The organism is Streptomyces sp. NPDC046303 (assembly GCF_055588085.1).
In genome coordinates, this window is record NZ_JBVJFA010000008.1 from 165,518 (window position 1) to 189,863 (window position 24,346).

22 protein-coding genes are annotated in these 24,346 nt (G+C 71.6%); 13 read left to right on the top strand and 9 right to left on the bottom strand.

Annotation, left to right across the window (positions count from 1 at the left end; genetic code table 11):
* Window positions 1-369: 369 nt before the first annotated feature.
* The 9 genes from ACZ6I1_RS11075 (at window position 370) to pssA (ending at window position 11,370) form a co-directional block, all read left to right on the top strand.
* Window positions 370-2,166, top strand: coding sequence for a 3-hydroxyacyl-CoA dehydrogenase family protein (locus ACZ6I1_RS11075; RefSeq protein ID WP_469285700.1), 1,797 nt, complete (start codon window positions 370-372; stop codon window positions 2,164-2,166).
* A gap of 178 nt (window positions 2,167-2,344) precedes the next feature.
* Window positions 2,345-3,160 carry a TetR family transcriptional regulator gene (locus ACZ6I1_RS11080; RefSeq protein ID WP_469285702.1) on the top strand — a complete coding sequence of 272 codons (816 nt, stop codon included), beginning with the start codon at window positions 2,345-2,347 and terminating at the stop codon, window positions 3,158-3,160.
* Between the two features lie 394 nt (window positions 3,161-3,554).
* Window positions 3,555-4,892 carry a crotonyl-CoA carboxylase/reductase gene (gene ccrA, locus ACZ6I1_RS11085; RefSeq protein ID WP_469285704.1) on the top strand — a complete coding sequence of 446 codons (1,338 nt, stop codon included), beginning with the start codon at window positions 3,555-3,557 and terminating at the stop codon, window positions 4,890-4,892.
* A gap of 22 nt (window positions 4,893-4,914) precedes the next feature.
* Entirely contained in the window at window positions 4,915-6,984 is a 2,070-nt protein-coding gene (locus ACZ6I1_RS11090) for a protein meaA (protein WP_469285706.1), read from the top strand.
* A complete protein-coding gene (locus ACZ6I1_RS11095) occupies window positions 6,981-7,955 on the top strand; it encodes an HpcH/HpaI aldolase/citrate lyase family protein (protein WP_249768874.1) in 975 nt (324 codons plus the stop codon). The genes ACZ6I1_RS11090 and ACZ6I1_RS11095 overlap by 4 nt, the downstream gene beginning before the upstream one ends.
* Before the next feature lie 4 nt (window positions 7,956-7,959).
* Window positions 7,960-8,472, top strand: coding sequence for a MaoC family dehydratase (locus ACZ6I1_RS11100; RefSeq protein ID WP_030155134.1), 513 nt, complete (start codon window positions 7,960-7,962; stop codon window positions 8,470-8,472).
* A 2-nt stretch (window positions 8,473-8,474) separates the two neighbouring features.
* Window positions 8,475-9,680: an acyl-CoA dehydrogenase family protein gene (locus ACZ6I1_RS11105; protein ID WP_031158096.1), complete on the top strand. Its 1,206-nt coding sequence runs from the start codon at window positions 8,475-8,477 to the stop codon at window positions 9,678-9,680.
* A gap of 186 nt (window positions 9,681-9,866) precedes the next feature.
* Window positions 9,867-10,523, top strand: coding sequence for a phosphatidylserine decarboxylase (locus ACZ6I1_RS11110; protein ID WP_446590037.1), 657 nt, complete (start codon window positions 9,867-9,869; stop codon window positions 10,521-10,523).
* Window positions 10,510-11,370 (top strand): CDP-diacylglycerol--serine O-phosphatidyltransferase, encoded by an 861-nt coding sequence (gene pssA / locus ACZ6I1_RS11115; RefSeq protein ID WP_215146715.1) that lies wholly within the window; start codon window positions 10,510-10,512, stop codon window positions 11,368-11,370. Before ACZ6I1_RS11110 ends, pssA begins: the two co-directional genes overlap by 14 nt.
* A 94-nt stretch (window positions 11,371-11,464) precedes the next feature.
* On the opposite strand, the gene ACZ6I1_RS11120 is transcribed toward pssA, so the two are convergent.
* Genes ACZ6I1_RS11120 through ACZ6I1_RS11140 form a run of 5 tightly spaced genes read right to left on the bottom strand, consistent with a single transcriptional unit; the run spans window position 11,465 to window position 16,304 of the window.
* Window positions 11,465-12,745 (bottom strand): ABC transporter substrate-binding protein, encoded by a 1,281-nt coding sequence (locus ACZ6I1_RS11120; RefSeq protein WP_469285711.1) that lies wholly within the window; start codon window positions 12,743-12,745, stop codon window positions 11,465-11,467.
* A complete protein-coding gene (locus ACZ6I1_RS11125) occupies window positions 12,742-13,776 on the bottom strand; it encodes a branched-chain amino acid ABC transporter permease (RefSeq protein WP_469285867.1) in 1,035 nt (344 codons plus the stop codon). The genes ACZ6I1_RS11120 and ACZ6I1_RS11125 overlap by 4 nt, the downstream gene beginning before the upstream one ends.
* A 49-nt stretch (window positions 13,777-13,825) precedes the next feature.
* On the bottom strand, window positions 13,826-14,716 hold the full coding sequence (locus ACZ6I1_RS11130; RefSeq protein WP_469285713.1) for a branched-chain amino acid ABC transporter permease: 891 nt from the start codon (window positions 14,714-14,716) through the stop codon (window positions 13,826-13,828).
* Window positions 14,713-15,519: an ABC transporter ATP-binding protein gene (locus ACZ6I1_RS11135; protein ID WP_469285716.1), complete on the bottom strand. Its 807-nt coding sequence runs from the start codon at window positions 15,517-15,519 to the stop codon at window positions 14,713-14,715. The genes ACZ6I1_RS11130 and ACZ6I1_RS11135 overlap by 4 nt, the downstream gene beginning before the upstream one ends.
* A complete protein-coding gene (locus ACZ6I1_RS11140) occupies window positions 15,516-16,304 on the bottom strand; it encodes an ABC transporter ATP-binding protein (protein ID WP_469285718.1) in 789 nt (262 codons plus the stop codon). Before ACZ6I1_RS11140 ends, ACZ6I1_RS11135 begins: the two co-directional genes overlap by 4 nt.
* A gap of 195 nt (window positions 16,305-16,499) precedes the next feature.
* On the opposite strand from ACZ6I1_RS11140, the gene ACZ6I1_RS11145 reads away from it, so the two are divergent.
* The 3 genes from ACZ6I1_RS11145 (at window position 16,500) to ACZ6I1_RS11155 (ending at window position 19,780) form a co-directional block, all read left to right on the top strand.
* On the top strand, window positions 16,500-17,702 hold the full coding sequence (locus tag ACZ6I1_RS11145; protein WP_469285720.1) for a PucR family transcriptional regulator: 1,203 nt from the start codon (window positions 16,500-16,502) through the stop codon (window positions 17,700-17,702).
* Between the two features lie 88 nt (window positions 17,703-17,790).
* Window positions 17,791-19,266, top strand: a complete 1,476-nt coding sequence (locus tag ACZ6I1_RS11150; RefSeq protein ID WP_469285723.1) for a DNA-3-methyladenine glycosylase 2 family protein — start codon at window positions 17,791-17,793, stop codon at window positions 19,264-19,266.
* 10 nt (window positions 19,267-19,276) lie between these two features.
* A complete protein-coding gene (locus tag ACZ6I1_RS11155) occupies window positions 19,277-19,780 on the top strand; it encodes a methylated-DNA--[protein]-cysteine S-methyltransferase (RefSeq protein WP_469285726.1) in 504 nt (167 codons plus the stop codon).
* A 79-nt stretch (window positions 19,781-19,859) separates the two neighbouring features.
* Here ACZ6I1_RS11155 and ACZ6I1_RS11160 read toward each other — a convergent pair whose 3' ends face one another.
* The 4 genes from ACZ6I1_RS11160 to ACZ6I1_RS11175 all read right to left on the bottom strand — a co-directional run bounded on the left by ACZ6I1_RS11160 (window position 19,860) and on the right by ACZ6I1_RS11175 (window position 22,949).
* Window positions 19,860-20,165: a hypothetical protein gene (locus ACZ6I1_RS11160; protein ID WP_469285728.1), complete on the bottom strand. Its 306-nt coding sequence runs from the start codon at window positions 20,163-20,165 to the stop codon at window positions 19,860-19,862.
* A gap of 64 nt (window positions 20,166-20,229) precedes the next feature.
* Window positions 20,230-20,658, bottom strand: coding sequence for a hypothetical protein (locus ACZ6I1_RS11165; protein ID WP_469285730.1), 429 nt, complete (start codon window positions 20,656-20,658; stop codon window positions 20,230-20,232).
* 52 nt (window positions 20,659-20,710) lie between these two features.
* The gene (locus tag ACZ6I1_RS11170; RefSeq protein ID WP_469285732.1) at window positions 20,711-21,211 is read right to left on the bottom strand and encodes an NUDIX domain-containing protein; all 501 of its coding nucleotides are present in this window, start codon (window positions 21,209-21,211) and stop codon (window positions 20,711-20,713) included.
* A 22-nt stretch (window positions 21,212-21,233) separates the two neighbouring features.
* Window positions 21,234-22,949, bottom strand: coding sequence for a BCCT family transporter (locus tag ACZ6I1_RS11175; protein WP_469285733.1), 1,716 nt, complete (start codon window positions 22,947-22,949; stop codon window positions 21,234-21,236).
* A 143-nt stretch (window positions 22,950-23,092) separates the two neighbouring features.
* On the opposite strand from ACZ6I1_RS11175, the gene ACZ6I1_RS11180 reads away from it, so the two are divergent.
* On the top strand, window positions 23,093-24,241 hold the full coding sequence (locus ACZ6I1_RS11180) for a glycerate kinase (protein WP_469285734.1): 1,149 nt from the start codon (window positions 23,093-23,095) through the stop codon (window positions 24,239-24,241).
* Window positions 24,242-24,346: the final 105 nt, after the last annotated feature.

Here is a 24,346-nt window from a genome sequence, read left to right on the forward strand (position 1 = left end):
TTGGGCGGTACAGGTCACATCTCCGCGCTCTGGCGCAGCAGTTACCGGCGGGTTATGTTCGCTGCAACACGTACGAAGGCGGCCTGGTGACGCAGCCGCCTCGTGCCGGTCGGTTCAGCACGACTCCACGGCGTGACCCCGGGACAGGGTCTGCGCCGCTTCCGCTCGGCGGGCATCTCCCACTGGGCTCCTGCCTCCGGGCATCCGCCTCTGGGCATCCGCCTCCGGGCTCCTGCCCCCGGGCAGCTCGCTCCGGGCATCTCCGCCTTTCCCCGCACGCGGTTTCCGCATGGATTTCCCGTACGGCACTGCGCGCGCTGTGCGCCGCGCGCCCCCTCAGTCGTCACCCTCATCCACTGGAGTCCCTCGATGGACCGTCAGTCCAGTCACCCCTCCCTCCAGACCATCGCCGTCGTCGGCCTCGGCACCATGGGCACCGGCATCGCCGAGGTCCTCGCCCGTGCCGGCCGCGAGGTCATCGGCATCGACATCAGCGAGACCGCCGCCCGCCGGGCCGCGGACGCGCTCGCGGCGGCCACCGAGCGCTCCGTCACCCGCGAGCGCCTCACCGAGCAGGAGAGGGCCGACGTGCTCGCCCGCTTCCGCACCTTCACCGAGCTGGGCGCCGCCGCCGAGGCCGACCTCGTCATCGAGGTCGTCCCGGAGTCGTACGAGCTCAAGCAGCAGGTGTTCCGCGAGCTCGACGCGATCGTCCGGCCCGACGCGATCCTCGCCACCGGCACCAACGCCCTGTCGGTGACCCGGCTCGCCGCCGAGTCCCGGCACCCCGAGCGCGTGCTGGGCCTGCACTTCTTCAACCCGGCCCCGGCGATGAAGCTGGTCGAGGTCGTCTCCAGCGTGCTGACCGCCCCGACGGCCGTCGAGGCCGTCACCGGGCTGGCCCGCGAGCTCGGCAAGGAGCCCGTCGCGGTCGGCGACCGCCCCGGCTTCGTCGCCGACGGCCTGCTCTTCGGCTACCTCAACCAGGCCGCCGCCATGTACGAGGCGAAGTACGCCTCCCGCGAGGACATCGACGCGGCGATGCGGCTCGGCTGCGGCCTGCCCATGGGCCCGCTCGCGCTGCTCGACCTGATCGGCGTGGACACCGCGCGCACCGTCCTGGAGGCCATGTACGCCTCCTCCGGCGACCGGCTGCACGCCCCGGCCCCGATCCTGGGCCAGCTCGCGGAGGCCGGCCTGACCGGCCGGAAGGCCGGGCGCGGCTTCTACACGTACGAGGCCGCGGGCAGCTCCGCGGTGGTCCGCGACCAGCAGACCCCGCCGGAGGAGTCCCGGCTCGGCGCGGGCCGTCCGGTCGGCTCGGTCGGCGTGGCCGGCTCGGGCACCATGGCGAGCGGGATCGCGCAGGTCTTCGCGCAGTCCGGGTTCGACGTGGTGCTGGCCGCCCGCAGCCAGGAGAAGGCGGAGGCGGCGAAGGCCGCGATCGGCAAGTCCTTGGGCCGTGCGGTGTCCAAGGGCCGGCTGACCGAGGAGGCCGCCGCGCAGACCCTGGGCCGGATCACCCCGGCCGGTTCGCTGGACGCCTTCGCCGAGGTGGACCTGGCGGTGGAGGCCGTGGCCGAGGACCTCGCGGTCAAGCAGGAGCTGTTCGCGGCCCTGGACAAGGTGTGCAAGCCGGGTGCGGTGCTGGCCACCACCACCTCCTCGCTGCCGGTGATCGCGATCGCCCGCGTGACCTCGCGCCCGCAGGACGTGATCGGCATGCACTTCTTCAACCCGGCCCCGGCGATGAAGCTGGTCGAGGTGGTCCGCACGGTCCTGACGGCCGACGACGTGCACGCCACGGTCCGCGAGATCTGCGTCAAGGTGCGCAAGCACCCGGTGGACTGCGGGGACCGGGCCGGCTTCATCGTGAACGCGCTGCTGTTCCCGTACCTCAACAACGCGATCAAGATGGTCGAGCAGCACTACGCGAGCCTCGACCAGATCGACGCGGCGATGAAGCTGGGCGGCGGGTACCCGATGGGGCCCTTCGAGCTCCTGGACGTGGTCGGCCTCGACGTCTCGCTGGCCATCGAGAAGGTCCTCCACAAGGAGTTCCGCGACCCGGGTCTGGCCCCGTCCCCGCTGCTCGAGCACCTGGTGGCGGCGGGCTGCCTGGGCCGGAAGACCGGCCGCGGATTCCGTGAGTACGCCCGCCGGTAACCCCCGGCCGGGCCACGAGCCGGATGCGTGGGGAGGGCTCCTCGGGCCCGCCGTACCCTCACGGTGGGCGAACCCTCCCGACGAGCACTGTGTGCCCAGTGCCGGTCCTCCCCCGCATCCACCCCCGTCCCACCCCCCTCGGGCGCGCTCCGCCGCGCAGATGAAGTACGTTCGCTCTATGTCCCAGCCCGCCAAGACCTCGTCCCGCGCCGCCGCGGCCTCCGACGCCCCGGAGAGCACGGCCGGCACCAAGGCGGCCGCACAGCGGCTCAAGATGCGCCGCGAGCTCGCCGCGGCCGCGATGGAGCTGTTCGCGACCAAGGGGTACGAGGCGACGACGGTCGACGAGATCGCCGCGACCGCCGGGGTGGCGCGCCGCACCTTCTTCCGGCACTTCCGGTCCAAGGAAGAGGCGATCTTCCCGGACCACGACGACACCCTGACCCGCGCCGAGGCCGTCCTCGACGTGGCGCCGGCGCACGAGCACCCGCTCGACACGGTGTGCCGGGGGATCAAGGAAGTCATGAAGATGTACGCCGCCTCGCCGGCGGTGTCGGTGGAGCGCTACCGGCTGACCCGCGAGGTGCCGGCGCTGCGCGAGCGGGAGATCGCCTCGGTGGCCCGCTACGAGCGGCTGTTCACCCGCTATCTGCTCGCCCACTTCGACGAGCAGGACCACCACGACGGCAACGACGACCCGCTGCTGGCCGAGGTGGCCGCCTCCGCGGTGGTGACCGCCCACAACCACGTGCTGCGGCGATGGCTGCGGGCGGGCGGCCAGGGGGACGTGGAGGCCCAGCTGGACCACGCCTTCGCGATCGTGCGCAAGACCTTCGGCACGGGGATCGGCGCGGGCCGCACCCTGAGCCCCGCGGCGCCCGCCGCGCCGGCCGCGGTCCGTACGCAGGGCGAGGTGCTGGTGGCGGTGGCCCGCACGGACGCCCCGCTGGACGAGGTCATGCGGACGATCGAAGAGGCGCTGCGCACCGCGTAGCCGCAAGCAGCGCGCGCGATCCTCGTCACACAGGGCCGCCCCCTCCCGGGGGCGGCCCTTTACGTATGCCCGACTTGCCCCTACTCGCGGGTAACTCTGATCGATCATCGCTCATCCGCGCAGGTCAATCGCCAAATGAGAGAAAGTTTTGGCACGCGGTGCCTTGCCGGGTGACACGGGGTGCCATACGTTGAATCTCGTCCGGATGTCCCCGCGACCCACGCCCACTCGGCACGGAACGCGCCCCGGATGCCTGCGTCACCAGGCCCCGCGCGCCCCACCACAGGCGCCGCCAGCACCACCGCACCAGCCGGACCGACGGCACACCCGCTCCCGCTCCACGCACCCCGTTCACCTCAGCGCACCCTCATCAGCGCTAGCCGGAGGCTCTACCGTGAAGGACATCCTGGACGCGATCCAGTCGCAGGCCGCTACGGCCGCCGACTTCGCGGCCCTGCCGCTCCCCGACTCGTACCGCGCGATCACCGTGCACAAGGACGAGACGGAGATGTTCGCGGGGCTCACCACCCGTGAGAAGGACCCGCGCAAGTCCCTGCACCTGGACCAGGTCCCGGTGCCGGAACTCGGCCCGGGCGAGGCCCTGGTGGCCGTCATGGCCTCGTCGGTCAACTACAACTCCGTGTGGACCTCGATCTTCGAGCCGGTGTCCACCTTCAGCTTCCTGGAGCGCTACGGGCGCCTGTCGGAGCTCACCAAGCGCCACGACCTCCCGTACCACATCATCGGCTCCGACCTCGCGGGCGTCGTCCTGCGCACCGGCCCCGGCGTGAACGCCTGGAAGCCGGGCGACGAGGTCGTCGCCCACTGCCTGTCGGTCGAGCTGGAGTCCTCGGACGGCCACAACGACACGATGCTCGACCCCGAGCAGCGCATCTGGGGCTTCGAGACCAACTTCGGCGGCCTGGCGGAGATCGCACTGGTCAAGTCGAACCAGCTGATGCCCAAGCCCGACCACCTCAGCTGGGAGGAGGCCGCCTCCCCCGGCCTGGTCAACTCCACCGCCTACCGCCAGCTGGTCTCCCGCAACGGCGCCGGCATGAAGCAGGGCGACAACGTCCTGATCTGGGGCGCGAGCGGCGGGCTCGGCTCGTACGCCACCCAGTTCGCCCTGGCCGGCGGCGCCAACCCGATCTGCGTGGTCTCCAGCCCCGAGAAGGCGGACATCTGCCGCGCGATGGGCGCGGAGGCGGTCATCGACCGCAACGCCGAGGGCTACACGTTCTGGAAGGACGAGCACACCCAGGACCCGAAGGAGTGGAAGCGCTTCGGCAAGCGCATCCGCGAGCTGACCGGCGGCGAGGACATCGACATCGTCTTCGAGCACCCGGGCCGCGAGACCTTCGGCGCCAGCGTCTACGTCACCCGCAAGGGCGGCACCATCACGACCTGCGCCTCGACCTCCGGCTACATGCACGAGTACGACAACCGCTACCTGTGGATGTCGCTGAAGCGGATCATCGGCTCGCACTTCGCGAACTACCGCGAGGCGTGGGAGGCCAACCGCCTGGTCGCCAAGGGCAAGATCCACCCGACGCTGTCGAAGGTGTACTCCCTGGAGGACACCGGCCAGGCCGCGTACGACGTCCACCGCAACCTGCACCAGGGCAAGGTCGGCGTCCTGGCGCTGGCCCCCGAGGAGGGTCTGGGCATCCGCGACCACGAGCTGCGCGCCCAGCACATCGACGCCATCAACCGGTTCCGCAACATCTGAAGTCCGCAGAGGATCGCCTGAGATGACAGAGCGCCAGAAGGACAGGCCGTGGCTCATGCGGACGTACGCCGGCCACTCCACGGCCGAGGCGTCCAACGAGCTGTACCGCCGCAACCTCGCCAAGGGCCAGACCGGCCTGTCGGTCGCCTTCGACCTGCCGACGCAGACCGGCTACGACCCGGACCACGTCCTCGCCCGCGGCGAGGTGGGAAGGGTCGGGGTCCCCGTCTCCCATCTGGGCGACATGCGGCGGCTGTTCCAGGACATCCCCCTGGAGCAGATGAACACCTCGATGACGATCAACGCCACCGCCATGTGGCTGCTGGCGCTCTACCAGGTGGCCGCCGAGGAGCAGGGCGCGGACATATCCCTGCTCCAGGGCACCACACAGAACGACATCGTCAAGGAGTACCTCTCGCGCGGGACGCACGTCTTCCCGCCGGGACCCTCGCTCCGCCTGACGACGGACATGATCGCGTACACGGTCAACCACATCCCGAAGTGGAACCCGATCAACATCTGCAGCTACCACCTGCAGGAGGCCGGAGCCACCCCGGTCCAGGAGATCTCGTACGCCATGTCCACCGCGATCGCGGTGCTGGACTCGGTGCGCGATTCGGGCCAGGTGCCCGAGGAGCGCTTCGGCGAGGTGGTCGCCCGCATCTCCTTCTTCGTGAACGCGGGCGTCCGCTTCATCGAGGAGATGTGCAAGATGCGCGCCTTCGGCCGCATCTGGGACCAGGTCACCCGTGAGCGCTACGGCATCGAGAACGAGAAGCAGCGCCGCTTCCGCTACGGGGTCCAGGTCAACTCCCTGGGCCTGACGGAGGCGCAGCCGGAGAACAACGTCCAGCGCATCGTGCTCGAGATGCTGGCCGTCACCCTCTCCAAGGACGCCCGCGCCCGCGCGGTGCAGCTGCCCGCCTGGAACGAGGCGCTGGGCCTGCCCCGGCCCTGGGACCAGCAGTGGTCACTGCGCATCCAGCAGGTCCTCGCGCACGAGAGCGACCTGCTGGAGTACGAGGACATCTTCGCCGGATCCCACGTCATCGAGGCCAAAGTCGACTCCCTGGTCGCCGACTGCCTGGCCGAGATCGACCGGATCCAGGAGATGGGCGGGGCGATGGCCGCCGTCGAGTCCGGATACCTGAAGTCCCAGCTGGTCTCCTCGCACGCCGAGCGGCGGGCCCGGATCGAGGCCGGCGAGGACAAGATCGTCGGCGTGAACTGCTTCCAGCAGACCGAGGAGAACCCGCTCACGGCCGACCTGGACGGCGCCATCATGACGGTCGACCCGGCGGTGGAGGCGCTCACCGTCGAGCGCATCGCCCGCTGGCGGGCCGAGCGGCAGGAGTCCTCGGACCGGCAGGGGAACGGCGACCCGTTCGTCTTCCCCACCACCGGGCAGGCCCTGGAGCGCCTCAAGGAGGCCGCGGCGGGCACCGAGAACCTGATGGAGGCCACCCTGGAGTGCGCCCGCGCGGGTGTCACGACCGGCGAGTGGGCGAGCGCCCTGCGCGAGGTCTTCGGCGAGTTCCGCGCTCCGACGGGGGTCTCCTCCGCCCCGGTGGCGGTCACCGCCGAGCCCGGTACGCCGATGCACGAGGTCCGCGAGAAGGTCGCTCGAACGGCCGACGAGCTCGGCTCGGGCCGGCTGCGCCTGCTGGTCGGCAAGCCCGGCCTGGACGGGCACTCCAACGGCGCCGAGCAGATCGCCGTACGGGCCCGCGACGCCGGCTTCGAGGTGGTCTACCAGGGCATCCGGCTGACCCCGGAGGAGATCTCCTCCGCGGCGCTGGCCGAGGACGTGCACTGCGTGGGACTGTCCATCCTGTCCGGCTCCCACAGCGCGCTCGTCCCGGACGTCCTGGAGCGGCTGCGCACGGCGGGGGCGGGTGACATTCCCGTCATCGTCGGAGGCATCATTCCGAACGCGGATGCCATCACACTCAAGGCAGCCGGTGTGGCCGCCGTCTTCACGCCGAAGGACTTCGGCATCACGGAGATCATCGGTCGTATCGTCGACGAGATCCGCAAAGCCAACAAGCTCGCCCCTCTCGAAATCGTTGCAAGCACGGAGGTCCCCGCATGACCACGCCTGTCCACCCGGTGAACCGTCTTCGCCCGCGTCGCTCCTGCCTCGCGGTGCCGGGTTCGAACCCGCGCTTCCTGGAGAAGGCCCAGGGCCTGCCGGCCGACCAGGTCTTCCTGGACCTGGAGGACGCCTGCGCGCCGCTCGCCAAGGAAGGCGCCCGCCACACGATCGTGGACGCGCTGAACAACGGTGACTGGACGGGCAAGACCCGCGTCGTGCGCGTCAACGACTGGACCACTCACTGGACGTACCGCGATGTCATCACGGTCGTCGAGGGCGCCGGGCAGAACCTCGACTGCATCATGCTGCCGAAGGTGCAGGACGCCCAGCAGGTCGTGGCCCTCGACCTGCTGCTGACGCAGATCGAGAAGACCATGGGCTTCGAGGTCGGCAAGATCGGCATCGAGGCGCAGATCGAGAACGCCAAGGGCCTGGTGAACGTCGACGAGATCGCCGCCGCCTCCCCGCGCCTGGAGACCATCATCTTCGGCCCGGCCGACTTCATGGCCTCCATCAACATGAAGTCGCTGGTCGTGGGCATGCAGCCGCCCGGCTACGGCGCGGACGCCTACCACTACATCCTGATGCGGATCCTGATGGCGGCCCGCATGCACAACCTCCAGGCGATCGACGGCCCCTTCCTCCAGATCCGCGACGTGGACGCGTACCGCGAGGTGGCCGGCCGGGCGGCGGCGCTGGGCTTCGACGGCAAGTGGGTGCTCCACCCGGGCCAGGTCGACGCGGCCAACGAGGTCTTCTCCCCCTCCCAGGAGGACTACGACCACGCCGAGCTGATCCTCGACGCGTACGACTGGTGCACCTCGGAGGCCGGCGGCAAGAAGGGCTCGGCGATGCTCGGCGACGAGATGATCGACGAGGCCAGCCGCAAGATGGCCCTGGTCATCGCGGGCAAGGGCCGGGCCGCCGGCATGCAGCGCACCAGCAAGTTCGAGATCCCGGAGGCCTGACCCCATGCAGTTCGGACGCACGTACGAGGAGTTCGAGGTCGGGGCGGTCTACAAGCACTGGCCCGGGAAGACGGTCACGGAGTACGACGACCACCTCTTCTGTCTGCTGACCATGAACCACCACCCGCTCCACATGGACAGCAACTACGCCGAGAACACGACCGACTTCGGCAAGAACGTGGTCGTGGGCAACTACATCTACTCGCTGCTGCTCGGCATGTCCGTGCCGGACGTCTCCGGGAAGGCCATCGCCAACCTGGAGATCGAGTCCCTGCGGCACGTGGCGCCGACCTTCCACGGCGACACCATCTACGGCGAGACCACGGTCCTCGACAAGACCCCGTCGAAGTCGAAGAACGACCGCGGCATCGTCTACGTGGAGACCAAGGGCTACAAGCAGGACGGCACCCTCGTCTGCGTCTTCCGGCGCAAGGTGATGGTCCCGACCGAGACGTACATCAAGGAGCGCGGCGGCGAGCAGCCCGGCCGCCCGCAGCTGAAGGAACAGGGGAAGTAGCCATGGCCCGACTCGCCCAGACCGCCGGGCTCACGGACGTCCAGCGGGAGATCCTCAAGACCGTCCGGGAGTTCGTCGACAAGGAGATCATCCCGGTCGCGACCGAGCTCGAGCACCGCGACGAGTACCCGCAGCAGATCGTCGACGGCCTCAAGGAGCTCGGCCTCTTCGGCCTGATGATCCCGGAGGAGTACGGCGGTCTGGGTGAGTCGCTCCTCACCTACGCGCTCTGCGTCGAGGAGATAGCGCGGGGCTGGATGTCCGTCTCGGGCATCATCAACACGCACTTCATCGTGGCGTACATGCTCAAGCAGCACGGCACGCAGGAGCAGAAGGACCACTTCCTCCCGCGCATGGCGCTGGGCGAGGTGCGCGGCGCGTTCTCGATGTCCGAGCCGGCGCTGGGCTCCGATGTGTCGGCCATCACGTCCAAGGCGGTGAAGGACGGCGACGAGTACGTCCTGAACGGCCAGAAGATGTGGCTGACGAACGGCGGCAGCTCCACCCTGGTGGCCGTTCTCGTGCGAAGTGACGAAGGACACCCCGAGGGCACCGCGCCCCACAAGTCGATGACGACCTTCCTCGTCGAGAAGGAGCCGGGCTTCGGTGAGGTCCGTCCGGGCCTGACCATCCCCGGCAAGATCGACAAGATGGGCTACAAGGGCGTCGACACGACCGAGCTCATCATGGACGGACTGCGCATTCCGGCCAATCGGGTCCTCGGAGGCCAGACGGGCCGAGGGTTTTACCAAATGATGGACGGGGTCGAGGTCGGCCGCGTCAACGTGGCGGCCCGTGGCTGCGGCGTCGCTCAGCGTGCTTTCGAGCTCGGTGTCTCGTATGCCCAGCAACGTCACACTTTCGGCAAGGCGATCGCCGAGCACCAGGCCATCCAGTTCAAGCTGGCCGAGATGGCTACCAAGGTCGAAGCCGCCCATGCGATGATGGTGAACGCAGCACGCAAAAAGGACTCCGGGGAACGAAACGACCTCGAAGCAGGGATGGCGAAGTACCTCGCCTCCGAGTACTGCAAGGAGGTGGTGGAGGACGCCTTCCGCATCCATGGCGGCTACGGGTTCTCGAAGGAATACGAGATCGAGCGCCTCTACCGCGAGGCTCCGATGCTGCTGATCGGTGAAGGTACCGCCGAGATCCAGAAAATGATCATCGGGCGACGCCTGCTCGAGGAGTACCGACTCCAGGGCTGAAAGTCCCTTTTGCGGCGAATCATCCACCGATTCGCCGCAAAAGAGTCACTAGCAGTCACTGGCTGACGGACATCGACTCGGCTTCTGGCTTGCCCAGTTGTTGCGCGCAACCGATAGCATTCCAGTAAAGCCGCCGTCCCGTCCCCCCGTTTGCGGCGCGGCAATCACCCGCTACGAAGGTCATCCATGCCCCACAGCCAAACCTCTGCACCTCGCGACAGCCTCCTTGGCGTACGCCTCGCGCGCGGAGCATCGCCGTGGCTTCTGCCGACCCTCGCCACCGCGGCGCTCAGCCTCACCCGGGCTCGCAAGTCCGGGCGCTGGGCCGCGGCGGCCGTGCCCACCACCGCGCTCGCGGCGGGCATGCTGTGGTTCTTCCGCGACCCCGAGCGCGAGATCGCCCAGGGCCGTGTCATCTCGCCCGCCGACGGTGTGGTGCAGAGCATCATGCCGTGGAAGGACGGGCGGACCCGCGTCGCGATCTTCATGAGCCCGCTGAACGTCCACGTCAACCGCGCGCCCCTCGCGGGCACGGTGACGTCCGTGGAGCACATCCCCGGCGGATTCGTCCCGGCGTTCAACAAGGAGAGCGAGAACAACGAGCGCGTTGTCTGGCACTTCGACACCGAGCTCGGTGACATCGAGATGGTGCAGATCGCCGGCGCAGTCGCCCGGCGCATCGTTCCGTACCTGCCGGCCGGCACCAAGGTCGAGCAGGGCGAACGCATCGGTCTGATCCGCTTCGGCTCCCGCGTCGACATCTACCTCCCCGAGGGTGTCGAGGTCGCGGTCGAGGTCGGTCAGGCCACCACCGCGGGGGTGACACGAATTGACCGTGACTGACCCTGAGACTCCGGCAGCCGGCTGGGTGCCCGAGCCCGCCGAGGAGGAGTCCGCCGAGGACGACATGCCGCTCTCGCTGCGGCTGTCGATAGCGGACACCCTCACCCTCGGCAACGCGACGTGCGGATTCATGGCGGTGTACTTCACCACCACCGGAATCCTCATCCCGCACCTCACCGGCAGCGGCGAGTCGGGCATGGCCCGCAACAGCGCCGCGACGGCGGTGATACTGATGCTGCTCGCCGCGGTCTTCGACCTCTTCGACGGCATCGTGGCCCGCAAGCTGCGCAGCTCGCCGATGGGCGCCGAGCTGGACAACCTGTCGGACCTGATCAGCTTCGGCCTGGCTCCCGCGTACTTCGTGCTCGTCTACGGCATGGTCGCCGACGACGCGGTGCAGAAGATGTCGGCGCTGGCCGCGATCGTGGTGCTGCTGGCCGTGGTGCTCAGACTCGCGAGATTCAGCTGCGTGACGATGAAGGACGGCATGTTCCAGGGCATGCCGAGCCCCTTCGGCGCGCTGACCGTCGTCTCGATCGTGCTGCTGGAGCTGCCCTTCATCCCGACGCTGCTCGCGATCATCGGGGTGGCCTGGCTGATGGTGAGCCGGGTCGAGTACCCCAAGCCGCGGGGTGTCCTCGCGGTGGCGATGCTCTGCTGGATCATCGGTGCGATGGGGCTGCTGGCGGCCTGGGCGTTCGACGCCCCGGGCGGTCAGCTGCTGCTCCAGACCGGCTGCGCCCTGCAGATCGCGATGGCGGCGACCATTCCGCTGTTCGCGACGACCCGGCGGGCCAATACGTTCCGGCACAACCGCCGTGAGGCTCGCGCCACGACGCTGCGCTGAGCTCGACGTGGGAGAGGGCCCCGGATGCCACTGGCATCCGGGGCCCTCTTTCGTCGTGTGCGGTGGTGCCGCGCCGGCGGCCCCGGGCTGTGCCTCAGCCGGCGGGGGTGTACGTCTGCGCCGCAGGCACCACGGCGGGCTCCTTGATCACCTTGAGGCCGCCCGGGGTCTGCTCGTCCGGCTTCATGATCACGCTTTGGCGGGTGGAGGGGGACTTGGGGTCGGAGAAGTCGTGGGTGATGCCGAAGCCGCTGTCGTAGGCCTTCAGGCCCAGCAGGGCCCTGCCGACGCCCTCGCGGGTGAGGTCCTTGTCGGCGCAGGCCTTCTTCAGGGCCTCCCCGTAGACCGCCGCGGCCGTGTAGCCGGCCACCACGCCGTTGTCGAGGCCCGCTCCCGGGTAGGCCTCCTTGTAGGCCGTCGCCAGGGCCGCCGGGCCGGGGGCCGGGGAGCCGATCGGCAGGCTGGAGGCCGCGACGTAGTAGTCCTTCTGCAGGGCCGCGCCCGCCGGGGTGGCGAGCAGCTGGGGGGCGAAGGCCGAGTTGTTGCCGACGACCGGGACGTTCCAGCCGCCGGCGGCGGCCACCCCGACCAGCGAGGCCGCCTGCCGTGGCCCGGCGCTGATCACCACGGCCTTGACCCCGGCCTGCTTGAGGGCCGCGACCTGGGCGGACATGTCGTTGTCGGTGGGCTTGATCTTCTGCTCGACGACGGTGAGGCCGGCCTCCTTGGCCGCGTGCTTGGCCCCGGCCAGGGCGTTCTCGCCGTAGTCCCCCTCGAAGTACACGTGCCCGATCTTGTCGCCGGAGGCGATCCGCTTCTGTTCGAGGAGGTAGCCGATGGCGTTGACCGTCTCGATGTCGTACGTGGCCCCCACCGTACGGATGGACGGGCTGCCCAGCAGCGAGGCCGACCAGGCCTGCGGGATGACCAGGCCCTTGTCCTGGCCGTCGATGCGGTCCTTGGCGGCGGCGACGAACGGGGAGCCGATGAACTGGGCGAAGCCGAGCACGTCGGGCTCCAGCTCGGTGTAGCCGGCGAGGGCCTTCTGCGGGTCGTATCCGTGGTCGCGGACCGTCAGCTCCAGCTGCCGGCCGCAGATGCCGCCCGCGGCGTTGGCCTGCTTGATCCAGAGCTGCTGGGCCTGGGTGACGCTCTTGCCGAGCGAGGCGTAGACACCGGTCATGTCGGTGAGGGCGCCGAGCTTGATGGCGGTGGCGGTGACCCCCTTGCCCGTCTTGACGCCTCCCTCGCCCTGCTCGTCGCCGCCCGAGGTGTTCGCCTTTCCGCTGCACCCGGCGGCGCCGGTGAGCAGGAGCGCGGCCGCGAGGGCCGCCGTACCGAGTCGCGCTCGCTTGTCCGTGCCGGGTCTGATCACGCTGGCTCCTTCGGGGGTCGGATCCGGGCGAGGCCGCCCGGGAGGAACAGGACGACGGCGACGACGGCCGCGCCGTACAGGTAGCGCGACGCCTCTCCCGGGGAGACACCGCCGGCGCCGGGGGCGGCGACGAGCGGGAGGGCGTCGCTGTATCGGGTGAGCAGCTGGGGCAGCAGGGAGACGAACGCGGCGCCGATGACGGCGCCCGCGACCGTGCCGAGCCCGCCGATCACGATCATGGCGAGATACTCGAGGGACAGGACCATGCCGAAGTAGTCGGGCACGGTGCGCTGGAAGACGAGGGCGAGCAGGACCCCCGCCAGGCCCGCGTACATGGAGGACAGGACGAAGACGGCGGCGCGGTAGCGGGCGACGGGGACGCCCATGACACCGGCGGCGATGGTGTGGTCGCGCAGGGCGTTCATGGCTCGGCCCGGACGCCCGCGCAGGATCCCGCGGGCGAACAGGGCGCAGGCCAGGAGCGCGGCGAGCGCGACGTACCAGAGCTTCTCGGCGGACTGGAAGGGGACCGCGGCGATCACGGTCTCGGTGTCGTCGAAGGTGATCCCGAGGAGGGAGAGCGGCTCGACGGCGCGGCCGTTGAAGCCGCCGGTGAGCGGGGTCGCGTTGAACAGGACGTGCTGGCCGATGAAGATCAGCGCGAGGGTGGCGATGCCGAGGTAGGCGCCGCGCAGCCGGCCGGCGATGGGGCTGAACAGCCCGCCCGCGGCTCCGGCGAGGGCGACGGCGAGCACGGCCGCCAGCCAGCTGGGCAGGCCGAGGCCGACGAGTTCGTGGCCGCCGGAGCGCCCGCCGTCCCCGGCCAGCGCGCAGTATCCGTACGCGCCGACGGCGAGGAAGAAGGCGTGCCCCATGGACAGCTGGCCGGTGGCTCCGGTGAGCAGGTTGAGGCCGATGGCCCCGATGGCCGCGGCGATGGCGAACAGCCCGGCCTGGAGCCAGAACCGTTCCAGGTAGAAGGGCAGCGCGAGGAGCACGACGGCCCCCGCCGTCCACAGGAGCGGGCGCAGGGGGAACGGGCGCCGCGAGGCCCGGCTTTCCGAGGTGGGGTGCGGGCTGTCAGACACGGGCGGGCTCCTTCGTGCCGAAGAGGCCGGCCGGGCGCAGCAGCAGCACCACGACCATGACCAGGTACGGGGCGAGGTCGCCGATGCCGCGGCCGAGGAAGGCGAGCTGGCCCTGGTAGCCGGTGGCCATGGCCTCGGTGACGCCGACGATCAGGCCGCCGGCGAGGGCTCCGGTGGTGGAGTCGAGGCCGCCGAGAATGGCCGCCGGGAAGGCCTTGAGAGCGGCCAGCGAGGTGGCCCGTTCCAGGCCGGGGGTGGGGAAGACGGTGAGGAAGAGCGCCGCCACGGCGGCCAGTGCCCCGGCGACCGCCCACGCCGCCAGGGAGACCCGGCCCAGCCGCACGCCCATCAGCGCGGCGGTCTCCGGTTTCTCGGCGGCGGCCCGCATGGCCACGCCCCAGGCGGTGTACCGGAACAGCAGCAGGAACGCGCCGATCAGGAGGGTGGCGGAGACGAAGGCCGCGATCCGGGTCTGCGGGAGGGTGACCGGGCCGAGGTGGACCACGGCGTCGCCCCAGGGGTCGCCGAGGGCGAGGACGTCCGTACCGATGCGGCGGGTGAGATCGGTGGTGATCAGGATGTCCACGCCGATGGTGACGATGGCGAGGACGCTCTGGTCCTGGCCGCGGTAGCGGCGCATGACGAGGAACTCCACCGCGGCACCGACCGCGGCGGCGGCGCCGACTCCGACGGCCAGGGCGGGCCAGAATCCGATGTCGTCGTGCAGGACGGCGGTCACCCAGCCGCCCGCCAGCAGGAGCGAGGCGTGGGCGAAGTTGACGACCTCCGTGGCCTTGAAGATGACCACGAAGCCGAGGGCGATCAAGGCGTACACGGAGCCCATGGACAGGCCGCCGAGCAGCAGTTCGAGGAAGGTGGTCACGCGGCCGGGTCCTCCTCTCCGAGGTAGGCGCGGACGACCGCCGGGTCGTTCTGCACCTGGGCGGGCGTCCCGCCGCCGATCCGTCTGCCGAAGTCGAGTACGGTCACCGCGTCCGCGAGCCGCATCACCACCCCCATGTCGTGTTCGACCAGCACGATCGAGATGCCGAGGCCGTCCCGGACGCCCGCGATGACGGCGGCCGTGCGCCGGCGTTCGTCGGCGGTCATTCCGGCGACGGGTTCGTCCAGGAGGAGCAGCCGGGGCTCCATGCACAGGGCCCGGGCCAGCTCGACGAGTTTCTGCTTCCCGTACGGGAGGGAGCCCGCGGGCGCGGCCAGGTCGGCGTCCAGGCCGACGAAGGCGGCGATCTCGCGGACCCGTTCGCGGTGCCGGCGGTCCTCGCGGACGGCGGCGGGGAGCCGGAGCCCGGCCGCGAGGAACCCGGAGCGCATCAGCCGGTGGCGGCCGAGGAGCAGGCTGTCGGCGACCGTGGTGCGCGGCGGCAGGGCCAGGTTCTGGAAGGTCCGGGCGATGCCGAGGGCCGCGACGGCGTGCGGGGCGAGGCCGGTGAGCTCGTCGGCGCCGAAGCGGACGCTGCCCGCCGTTGCGCGGTAGACCCCGGAGAGCACGTTGAAGCAGGTGGACTTGCCGGCGCCGTTGGGGCCGATGACGGCGTGCAGACTGCCGGGCTCGACGGTGAAGGAGACCCGGTCGAGGGCGGTGAGCCCGGCGAAGCGGACGGTGACGTCGGTGACCGTGAGCGGCGCTGTGCCGGGGCCGCCGGGGCCGGGGAGCCCCGTCATGCCGACCACCTGCGCAGGGTGCGGGTCCGCTCCGGGGCCGGGGCGGCCTCGTCGGTGATGCCGAGGTAGCGGCGGCGCACCTCGTCGGAGGCGGCCAGTTCGGCGGCCGGGCCGGACAGGGTGACCTCGCCGACCTCCAGGACGTGGGCGTGGGAGGCCAGCCGGAGCGCGAGCGCGGCGTTCTGCTCCACCAGCAGCACCGAGGTGCCCGAGGCGTTGATCTCGGTGATGGTCGCGGCGATCGTCGCGGCCATCTTCGGCGCCAGGCCCAGTGAGGGCTCGTCCAGGAGCAGCAGCCGGGGGCGGGCCATCAGGGCGCGGCCGAGGGCCAGCATCTGCTGCTCGCCCCCGGAGAGCAGCCCCGCCCGCTGGCGGGACCGTGCGGCGAGGACGGGGAAGAGTCCGTGGACGCGGGCCAGCGAGCGGGCGGTGTCGGCGCGGGAGCCGGCCCGGGCCCCGAGGGCGCCGGCCCGCAGGTTGTCCGCGACGCTCATCCGGGCGAACACCTGCCGTCCTTCGGGGACTTGCACCACTCCGGCGGCGACCGCGCGGGCCGGGGCCAGTCCGTCCAGGGGCATGCCGTCGAAGGTCACGCCTCCCCCGGTGACGGCGCCGCGGTGGAACGCGAGCGTGCGTGACACCGCCCGCAGCAGCGTCGTCTTTCCCGCGCCGTTCCCGCCGAGTACGACGACCACGGCGCCTTCCGGTACGTCGAGCGACACGGCGCGCAGCGCCCGGACCGGCCCGTAGCCGACGGACAGTTCGCGCACTTGGAGCGAGGCCACATCCCCTCCCACTGCCAGGCCCTGTTCGGGCGTTGTGCTGGCGCACAGACCAGCACCGGGCGGGGCGGCCGTCCACGGCCCGAAGCGGAATCGCTGCCGATGACCAGCCGGGGGTGGGGTCCGGTTGTGCAGCGGCACAGACCTGCGTACGGGGCCCCTTACGCAGGGGGGCCGCGGGTGACATCCTCAGCGGCCATGGGCGGACGCAGGGCGCGGACGGAAGCGGAGTGGTCGGTGCTGGTGACGGCGGCCGAGGTGCTGCTGGAGCGCGTCCCGGAGCTGACCGAGCGGCTGATCGGCGATCTTGCGCAGCACTCGCCGCTGTACGACCTGGTGGTGCCGCGGGACGAGCACTGGCAGCAGATCAGCGAGGCCATGCGGTACGGCATCGAGGCGTTCGCCGCGCGCCGCTCGGACCCGCGCCAGGACCTGGTGTACGCGGAGGAGCTGGGGCGGCGGCGGGCCGAACAGGGGCTGCCGCTGGACCTGTTGCTGTACGCGTACCGGCGCGCGGGCCGGCTGACCTGGGACGCGCTGCTGGACATCGTGACCGAGGAGGACCCGGACGCGCTGCCGGTGCTGGCGCGGACGGCCGGGGCGATGTGGGCCGGGATCGAACAGCAGGCCGCGACGACGGCGGAGGCCTACCGGGCGGGCGAGCGGGAGATGCGCCGGCGCAGCGACGAGCGGGTGCAGGCCCTGCTGGACGCGCTGCTCCACGGGGACGCGGCGCCGGGCCTGGCGGCGCGGGCTGCGGCGGGCCTGGACCTGCCGGAGCAGGGGCGGTACGCGGTGGTCGTGCTCCCCGTGGACCGGCGAGACTCCGTGCACCGGGTCGCGGCGGTGGGCGGGATGCGGCTGTTCTGGCGGATGCGGGCGGAGCAGGAGCTGGCGGTGGTGGCCCTGGGGTCGTGCTCCCCGGAGGAACTGGCGGCGGAGCTGGCGGACCGCTGCCACGGGCCCGGCGGGATCAGCCCGGTGGTGGACGGCCTGGCGGAGCTGGGCCGGGCGCGGCGGCTGGCGGAGACGGCGCTGGCCACCTGCGGTGCGGAGGAGCGGGGCCTGGTCCGGCTGTCGCAGCGGCTGCCCGCGGCGCTGGTGGTCGGTCAGCCCGAGCTGGCCGGTGAGCTGGTCCAGGCGGTGCTGGGGCCGCTGCTGGGGCTGGACCCGGCGGACCGGGCGGTGCTGCTGGAGACGCTGGACGCGTGGCTCGCGGCGGAGGGCTCCGCGGGGCGGGCGGCGAGCCGCCTCTACTGCCACCGCAACACGGTGTTCAACCGGCTGCGCCGCCTGGAACACCTGACCTCCCGCTCCCTGTCCCGCCCGCACGACCTGGTGGCCCTCACCCTGGCCCGAGACGCCCACCGCCTGTCGTCGACCGCGGGCCCGGTGACCTGACCGCCGGCCCGGGCGGGTACGCCGGAGTCGTAGGCTTGATGTCGGGAAACCGCCAGCCTTGGTGGGTCTCGCCCCGGATCCTGGAGCCATGCACACCGACACCGAGCGCTGCGTAAGGGCCGTGCAGTCGAAGGACGCCCGCTTCGACGGCTGGTTCTTCACCGCGGTCCTGACCACGCGGATCTACTGCCGGCCCAGCTGCCCCGCCGTACCGCCGAAGGTCGAGAACATGACCTTCCTGCCCAGCGCCGCCGCCTGCCAGCAGGCCGGGTTCCGGGCCTGCAAGCGGTGCCGGCCGGACACCAGCCCGGGCTCCCCCGAGTGGAACGCCCGCGCCGATGCCGTCGCCCGCGCGATGCGGCTCATCCGGGACGGGGTGGTGGACCGCGAGGGGGTGCCGGGGCTCGCCGCCCGGCTGGGGTACTCCACCCGCCAGGTGGAGCGGCAGCTCAGCGCCGAGCTCGGTGCCGGACCGCTGGCCCTGGCCCGGGCCCAGCGCGCCCAGACCGCCCGGCTGCTCATCGAGACGTCCGAGCTGCCGATGGGCGATGTCGCGTTCGCCGCCGGCTTCTCCTCCATCCGCACCTTCAACGACACCGTCCGCGAGGTCTTCGCCCTCTCCCCGAGCGAGCTGCGGCTGCGCGCCGACAAGGCCGGCCGCCATCAGCCCCGGATCCCCGGGACGATCAGCCTGCGGCTGCCGTTCCGGGCGCCGCTGACCCCGGACAACCTCTTCGGGCACCTGGCCGCGACCGCCGTCCCCGGCGTGGAGGAGTGGCGCGACGGCGCCTACCGCCGGACCCTGCGCCTGCCCTACGGCACCGGGGTCGTCGCCCTGACCCCGCAGCCCGACCACATCGGCTGCCGTCTCGCCCTGACCGACCTGCGCGACCTGACCATCGCGATCAGCCGCTGCCGCTGGATGCTCGACCTCGACGCCGATCCCGAGGCGGTGGACGAGCAGTTGCGCTCCGACCCGCTGCTGGCCCCGCTCGTCGACAAGTCCCCCGGGCGCCGGGTTCCCCGTACGGTCGACGCGGCGGAGTTCGCGGTACGGGCGGTCCTCGGCCAGCAGGTGTCCACCGCGGCGGCGCGCACGCACGCGGCCCGGCTGGTCACCGCGCACGGCGAGCCCGTGGAGGACCCGCTGGGCGGGCTGAGCCACCTCTTCCCGTCCCCGCAGGCCCTCGCCGCGGTGGACCCGGAGTCGCTGGCCATGCCGCGCACCCGGCGCACCACCTTCACCACTCTGGTCGCGGCGCTCGCCGACGGCTCGCTGCCGCTCGGCATCGACAGCGACTGGGAGGCGGCGCGCGTTCAGCTGTCCGCGCTGCCCGGTTTCGGCCCCTGGACCACCGAGGTCATCGCGATGCGGGCGCTGGGCGACCCGGACGCGTTCCTGCCGTCCGACTTGGGCGTCCGGCGGGCGGCGCGGGGGCTCGGGCTGCCGTCCACGCCCTCGGCGCTGACGGCCCGGGCGGCCGGCTGGCGGCCCTGGCGCGCGTACGCCGTCCAGTACTTGTGGGCCACCGACGACCACGCCATCAACCACCTGCCCGCCTGAGGAGCACACCGTGAACAGCACCGCCAAGCAGCACACCGTGGTCGAGAGCCCGTACGGCCCGCTCACCCTGGTCGCCACGGACGGGGTCCTCAGCGGCCTGTACATGACGGGACAGCGCCACCGCCCGGCCGAGGAGTCCTTCGGGGAGCGGGTGAGCGCCGAGGAGGAGCCGTTCCCCGAAGTGGTGCGGCAGTTGACCGCGTACTTCGGCGGGGAGCTCACCGCCTTCGACCTGCCGCTGCGGCTGGAGGGTACCGACTTCCAGCGCAGCGTGTGGGACCAGCTGGTACGGATCCCCTACGGCGAGACCTGGTCGTACGGGAAGCTCGCGGCCGAGCTGGGCAAGCCGAACGCCTCGCGCGCCGTGGGCCTGGCCAACGGGAAGAACCCGATCGGCATCATCGTGCCGTGCCACCGCGTGATCGGCGCCTCGGGCAGCATGACCGGCTACGGCGGCGGCCTCGAACGCAAGGTCCGCCTCCTCGACTTCGAGGCCGCGGCCCGGCAGCTCTGACCGATCGTTTCGCGATGATTCGCACTGAGGTGCGTCTGGGTGACCTGATGCGTGGCTCCGCCCGCCCCGCGCAGGTCGTTCAGCGTTCCTCGTCCGGGTAGCCCCAGTCGATGACGCCCTTCGCCGCCGGGGCGGCCTCGGACACGGCGAACGCGAAGGAGCTCTCGAACGCCGGCTGCCACTGGCCGAAGCGGGTGATGCTGAGCGGGAAGTGCGTCTCGCCCGACACGTAGTGGACACCGTCGTCGCAGGCCGTGCCGTAGCTGATCTGGTTCTCGATGCCCTCGTCGCGCAGCAGCTCGCCGATCGATTCGGCGACCGCCTCGGCCTGTGCCGCGTCCGTGAGCTGCGAGACGGTGAAGTGGAGATTGATGTTGACCGACATGCCCGCAGGCTACCGCCCGCCGGCGACAGGGCGAGCCCCGGCCGCCGCGGCGTCGCCTCCGTCGTCAGACCACGAGCAGCGGCACCAGCAGGGCGAAGGCCGCGCCCGCCTCGACCGCGTAGCCGTACAGCGAGGGGTGCTGGACGGGGGCGGCGAGCAGGACCACGCTCTGCCGGGCGGCGGCGGCCGCCACCCAGTCGGCGTCGGCGCCGAGGTTGCCCTGGTACCAGCCTTCGCAGGAGCCGGGGCCGCTGACCGCGAGCAGGTCGTCCTCGCGGCGGTACAGGGCCTGCCATTGGGCGGCCGGAACGGACCAGCCGTCGAAGTCGGTGAACGGGAACCAGCCGCCGTCGCGGATCGCGGTGTCGAACAGCCAGACCGGCATCCCCTCCGGGGTCACCTCGCCGGCGGACTGCTCGTCGGTGGTGAAGTGGACCATGGGGAGGGCGTCGGGCCCGTCGGCGGTGCTGGGCCAGGCGTACATCGTGATCATCAGCTGATTCTGTCCTGCTCGCAGTAAGCCCGGTGTTACGAGACGCCCTTTTCTACGAGGAGGTGGGGCGGCGGCCGTTCTCGAGTTCGGCGGCGCCCTCGCCCGACCGCAGGACCCGGTAGGCCTCTTGGGTGCGCAGGCCGAGCGATCCGGGGAGGTAGGCGGTGAGTTCGGCGGGATCGACCAGCCGCCAGGAGATCAGCTCCTCTTCCTGGAGCGTGATGGAGGCGAGCTGCCCGGCGTCGAGCACCCCGCCGTCGTAGAGGTAGGCGACCAGCGGCGGGCGGTCCGGCCCGAGGGTCCAGTCCACGGCGAGGAGCCGGCCGAGCGGCACGTCGATGCCGATCTCCTCGGCGCTCTCGCGGCGGGCGGCGGTGCGCGGCGACTCGCCCAGGTCCGACTCGATGGTGCCGCCCGGCAGGGCCCAGCCCTCCCGGTAGTTGGGCTCGACGAGCAGGACCTTGCCGCCGGCGTCCCGGTAGAGGGCGGCCGCGCCGGCCAGTACCCGGGGCAGGCTCGCGATGTAGGTGGCGTAGTCATCGGTGGTGGTCACCTCGCCACCCTATCCAGACGCGCTACACGGGATCCGGTCCGTCTTCCCGGTCGCGGCCGCGGGACTCGGCGACGCGCCGCAGCCCCGGGTGGCGGGCCGGGCCCTGTTCGGTGGTGGCGTCGCCGACCATGGCCCGTACCGCGTCCCCCAGTCCGTGCAGCGCGTGGTGGCGGGCGGGTCCGGCGCCGGGGTCCTCGCGCAGATCCGTCAGCAGGGCCCAGCAGAGCAGCAGCATGACGATGACGAAGGGCAGTGCCACGAGGATGGTGGCGGTCTGCAGGGATGTAAGTCCTCCGGCGACGAGGAGCACGGCGGCGACGGCCGCCATGAGCACGCCCCAGGTGACGACGAGCCAGGTCGGCGGGTGGAGCGCGCCGCGGCTGGTGAGGGAGCCCATGACCAGGGAGGCCGAGTCGGCGCTGGTGACGAAGTAGGTCATGACCAGGGCCATGGCCACCCAGGAGGTGACCGCGGACAGCGGCAGGGCGTCCAGCATCGCGAACAGCGAGGCCTCCGTACCGTCCTTGATCTTGGCGGCGAAGTCCACGGCTCCGGCGGAGTCGAGGCGGATGGCGGTGCCGCCCATCACGCAGAACCAGATGACGGTGGCCCCGCTGGGCACGAGCAGGACGCCGATCAGGAACTCCCGGATGGTGCGGCCGCGCGAGATGCGGGCGATGAAGGTGCCGACGAAGGGCGCCCAGGAGAGCCACCACGCCCAGTAGAAGATGGTCCAGGAGCCGAGCCATCTGGCGTCGGTGAAGGCGCCGGTCCGGCTGGCCATGGGCAGCAGCCGGTGGAGGTAGCCGCCGATGCTGGAGGGGATCACGTCCAGGACGTAGACGGTGGGGCCGAGCAGGAAGACGAAGAGCATGAGGGTGGCCGCGAGCACGATGTTGATGGTGCTGAGCCACTTCACGCCCTTGTGCAGGCCGGAGAAGGCGGAGAGCACGAAAGCGGCCGAGAGCGAGCCGATGATGATCAGCTCGACGGTGGTGGAGTCCTCGACGCCGGTGGTGAGGGAGAGCCCTTTGGACACCTGGAGCGCGCCGAGTCCGAGGCTGGTCGCGGTGCCGAAGACGGTGGCGAAGACGGCGAGGAGGTCGATGGACTTGCCGGCCCACCCGTTGGCCCGTTCTTCACCCATGAGGGGGACGAAGGCGGAGCTCAGCCGGTTGCCGCGGCCCTTGCGGAAGGTCGCGTAGGCCAGGGCGAGGCCGGCGATGCCGTAGATCGCCCAGGGGGTGAGGGTCCAGTGGAAGAAGGAGTACTCCATGGCCGCGAGGGCGGAGGCGCCGGTGGCCGGGGCCGCGCCGGAGGCGGGGGGCGGGTTCAGGTAGTGGGTGAGCGGCTCCCCCACCCCGTAGAACATCAGGCCGATGCCCATGCCGGCGCTGAACATCATCGCGATCCACGCGAGGTTCGTGAACTCCGGCTCGGAGTCGTCGGCGCCGAGGCGGATCCGGCCGAAGCGGCTGACGGCGAGCACCACGCACATCACGAGGAAGGCGTCGGCGGCGATCACGAACAGCCAGGCGAAGTTGTCCAGGACCCAGGCGAGCGCGGTGCTCGACGCGGTGTCGAAGGAGTCCTTGGCGAGGGCCGCCCACGCGACGACGGCCAGCACGGCGATCACGCCCACGGTGACGACGGTGTGGTCCGGGGTGCCGTCCGCCGGACCTCCGGGGCCGTCACCTGGGTGGTCCGGAGGTGGCTGTTCCCGTGAATCCGCGCTCATGCGGCCACACTATGCAGGCGTTTGTCCCCCTTTAGGTGCATGGCGCGCCGGGTGTGGCCCAGGCCACTCATGGGCATAGGAGGATCCTCCGGATAAGCTCATGGCGGCGCGACTGCACTGTTCGATAGCAAGGGAATAGCAAGGTGACGGACGGAGCAGTAACTGAGGCCGCGCGCGTGCTCATCGCCGCGGACAAATTCAAGGGCTCGCTCACGGCCGTTCAGGTCGCGGAGCGGGTGACGGCGGGCCTCCGCAAGGTCGTACCGGGCGTGGAGATCGAGACCCTCCCGGTCGCGGACGGCGGCGACGGCACGGTGGCGGCCGCGGTGGCGGCCGGTTTCGAACGCCGGGAGGTACGGGTGACCGGGCCCCTCGGCGACCAGGTCACGGCCGCTTTCGCGCTGCGCGGGGGCACCGCGGTGGTCGAGATGGCGGAGGCCTCCGGGCTGCAGCTGCTGCCTGCGGGCACCTTCGCCCCGCTGACGGCCACCACGTACGGCTCGGGCGAGCTGCTGAAGGCCGCGCTGGACGCGGGCGCCCGCTCCATCGTCTTCGGCGTGGGCGGCAGCGCCACCACCGACGGCGGCGCCGGCATGCTGGCGGCGCTGGGCGCGGTGTTCCTGGATGCGAACGGCGAACCGGTCGGTCCGGGCGGCGGCGCGCTGGCCGGGCTGGCCTCGGCCGACCTGTCGGGCGTCGACCCCCGCTTCGCGGAGGTCGACTTCGTCCTGGCCAGCGACGTGGACAACCCGCTGACCGGCCCGAAGGGCTGCGCGGCGGTGTACGGCCCGCAGAAGGGGGCCTCGCCGCAGGACGTGGCGGCGCTCGACGCGGCGCTGGCGCACTTCGCCAAGGTCCTCGAGAAGGCGATCGGTGCGACGGCCGCCGAGTGCGCGGTGCTCCCGGGTGCGGGCGGCGCGGGCGGCATCGGCTACGGGGCGCTGCTGCTCGGGGCCACCTTCCGGCCCGGCATCGAGCTGATGCTGGAGGTACTGGGCTTCGCGCCGGCGCTGGAGCGCGCCACGCTGGTCATCACCGGTGAGGGCTCGCTGGACGAGCAGACCCTGCACGGGAAGGCCCCGGCGGGTGTCGCGGCGGCGGCCCGGGCCGCGGGCAAGCCGGTCGTGGCGGTGTGCGGGCGGCTGCTGCTGACCCAGGAGGCCCTCGAGGCCGCCGGGATCCGCAAGGCCTACCCGCTGACGGACCTGGAGCCGGACCCGGCGAAGTCCATCCCGAACGCCGGTCCCCTGCTGGAGCAGGTGGCGGCCGCCATCGCCGCGGACGTCCTCTGACCCGGCGCACGCTCCAACCGAGGCCCGGCCCCGCTGTGGGGGTGCCGGGCCTCGGCCGTTCCCGGGGGAAGCACCGACCCCAAACGGACTGGACAGTGTTAAAAA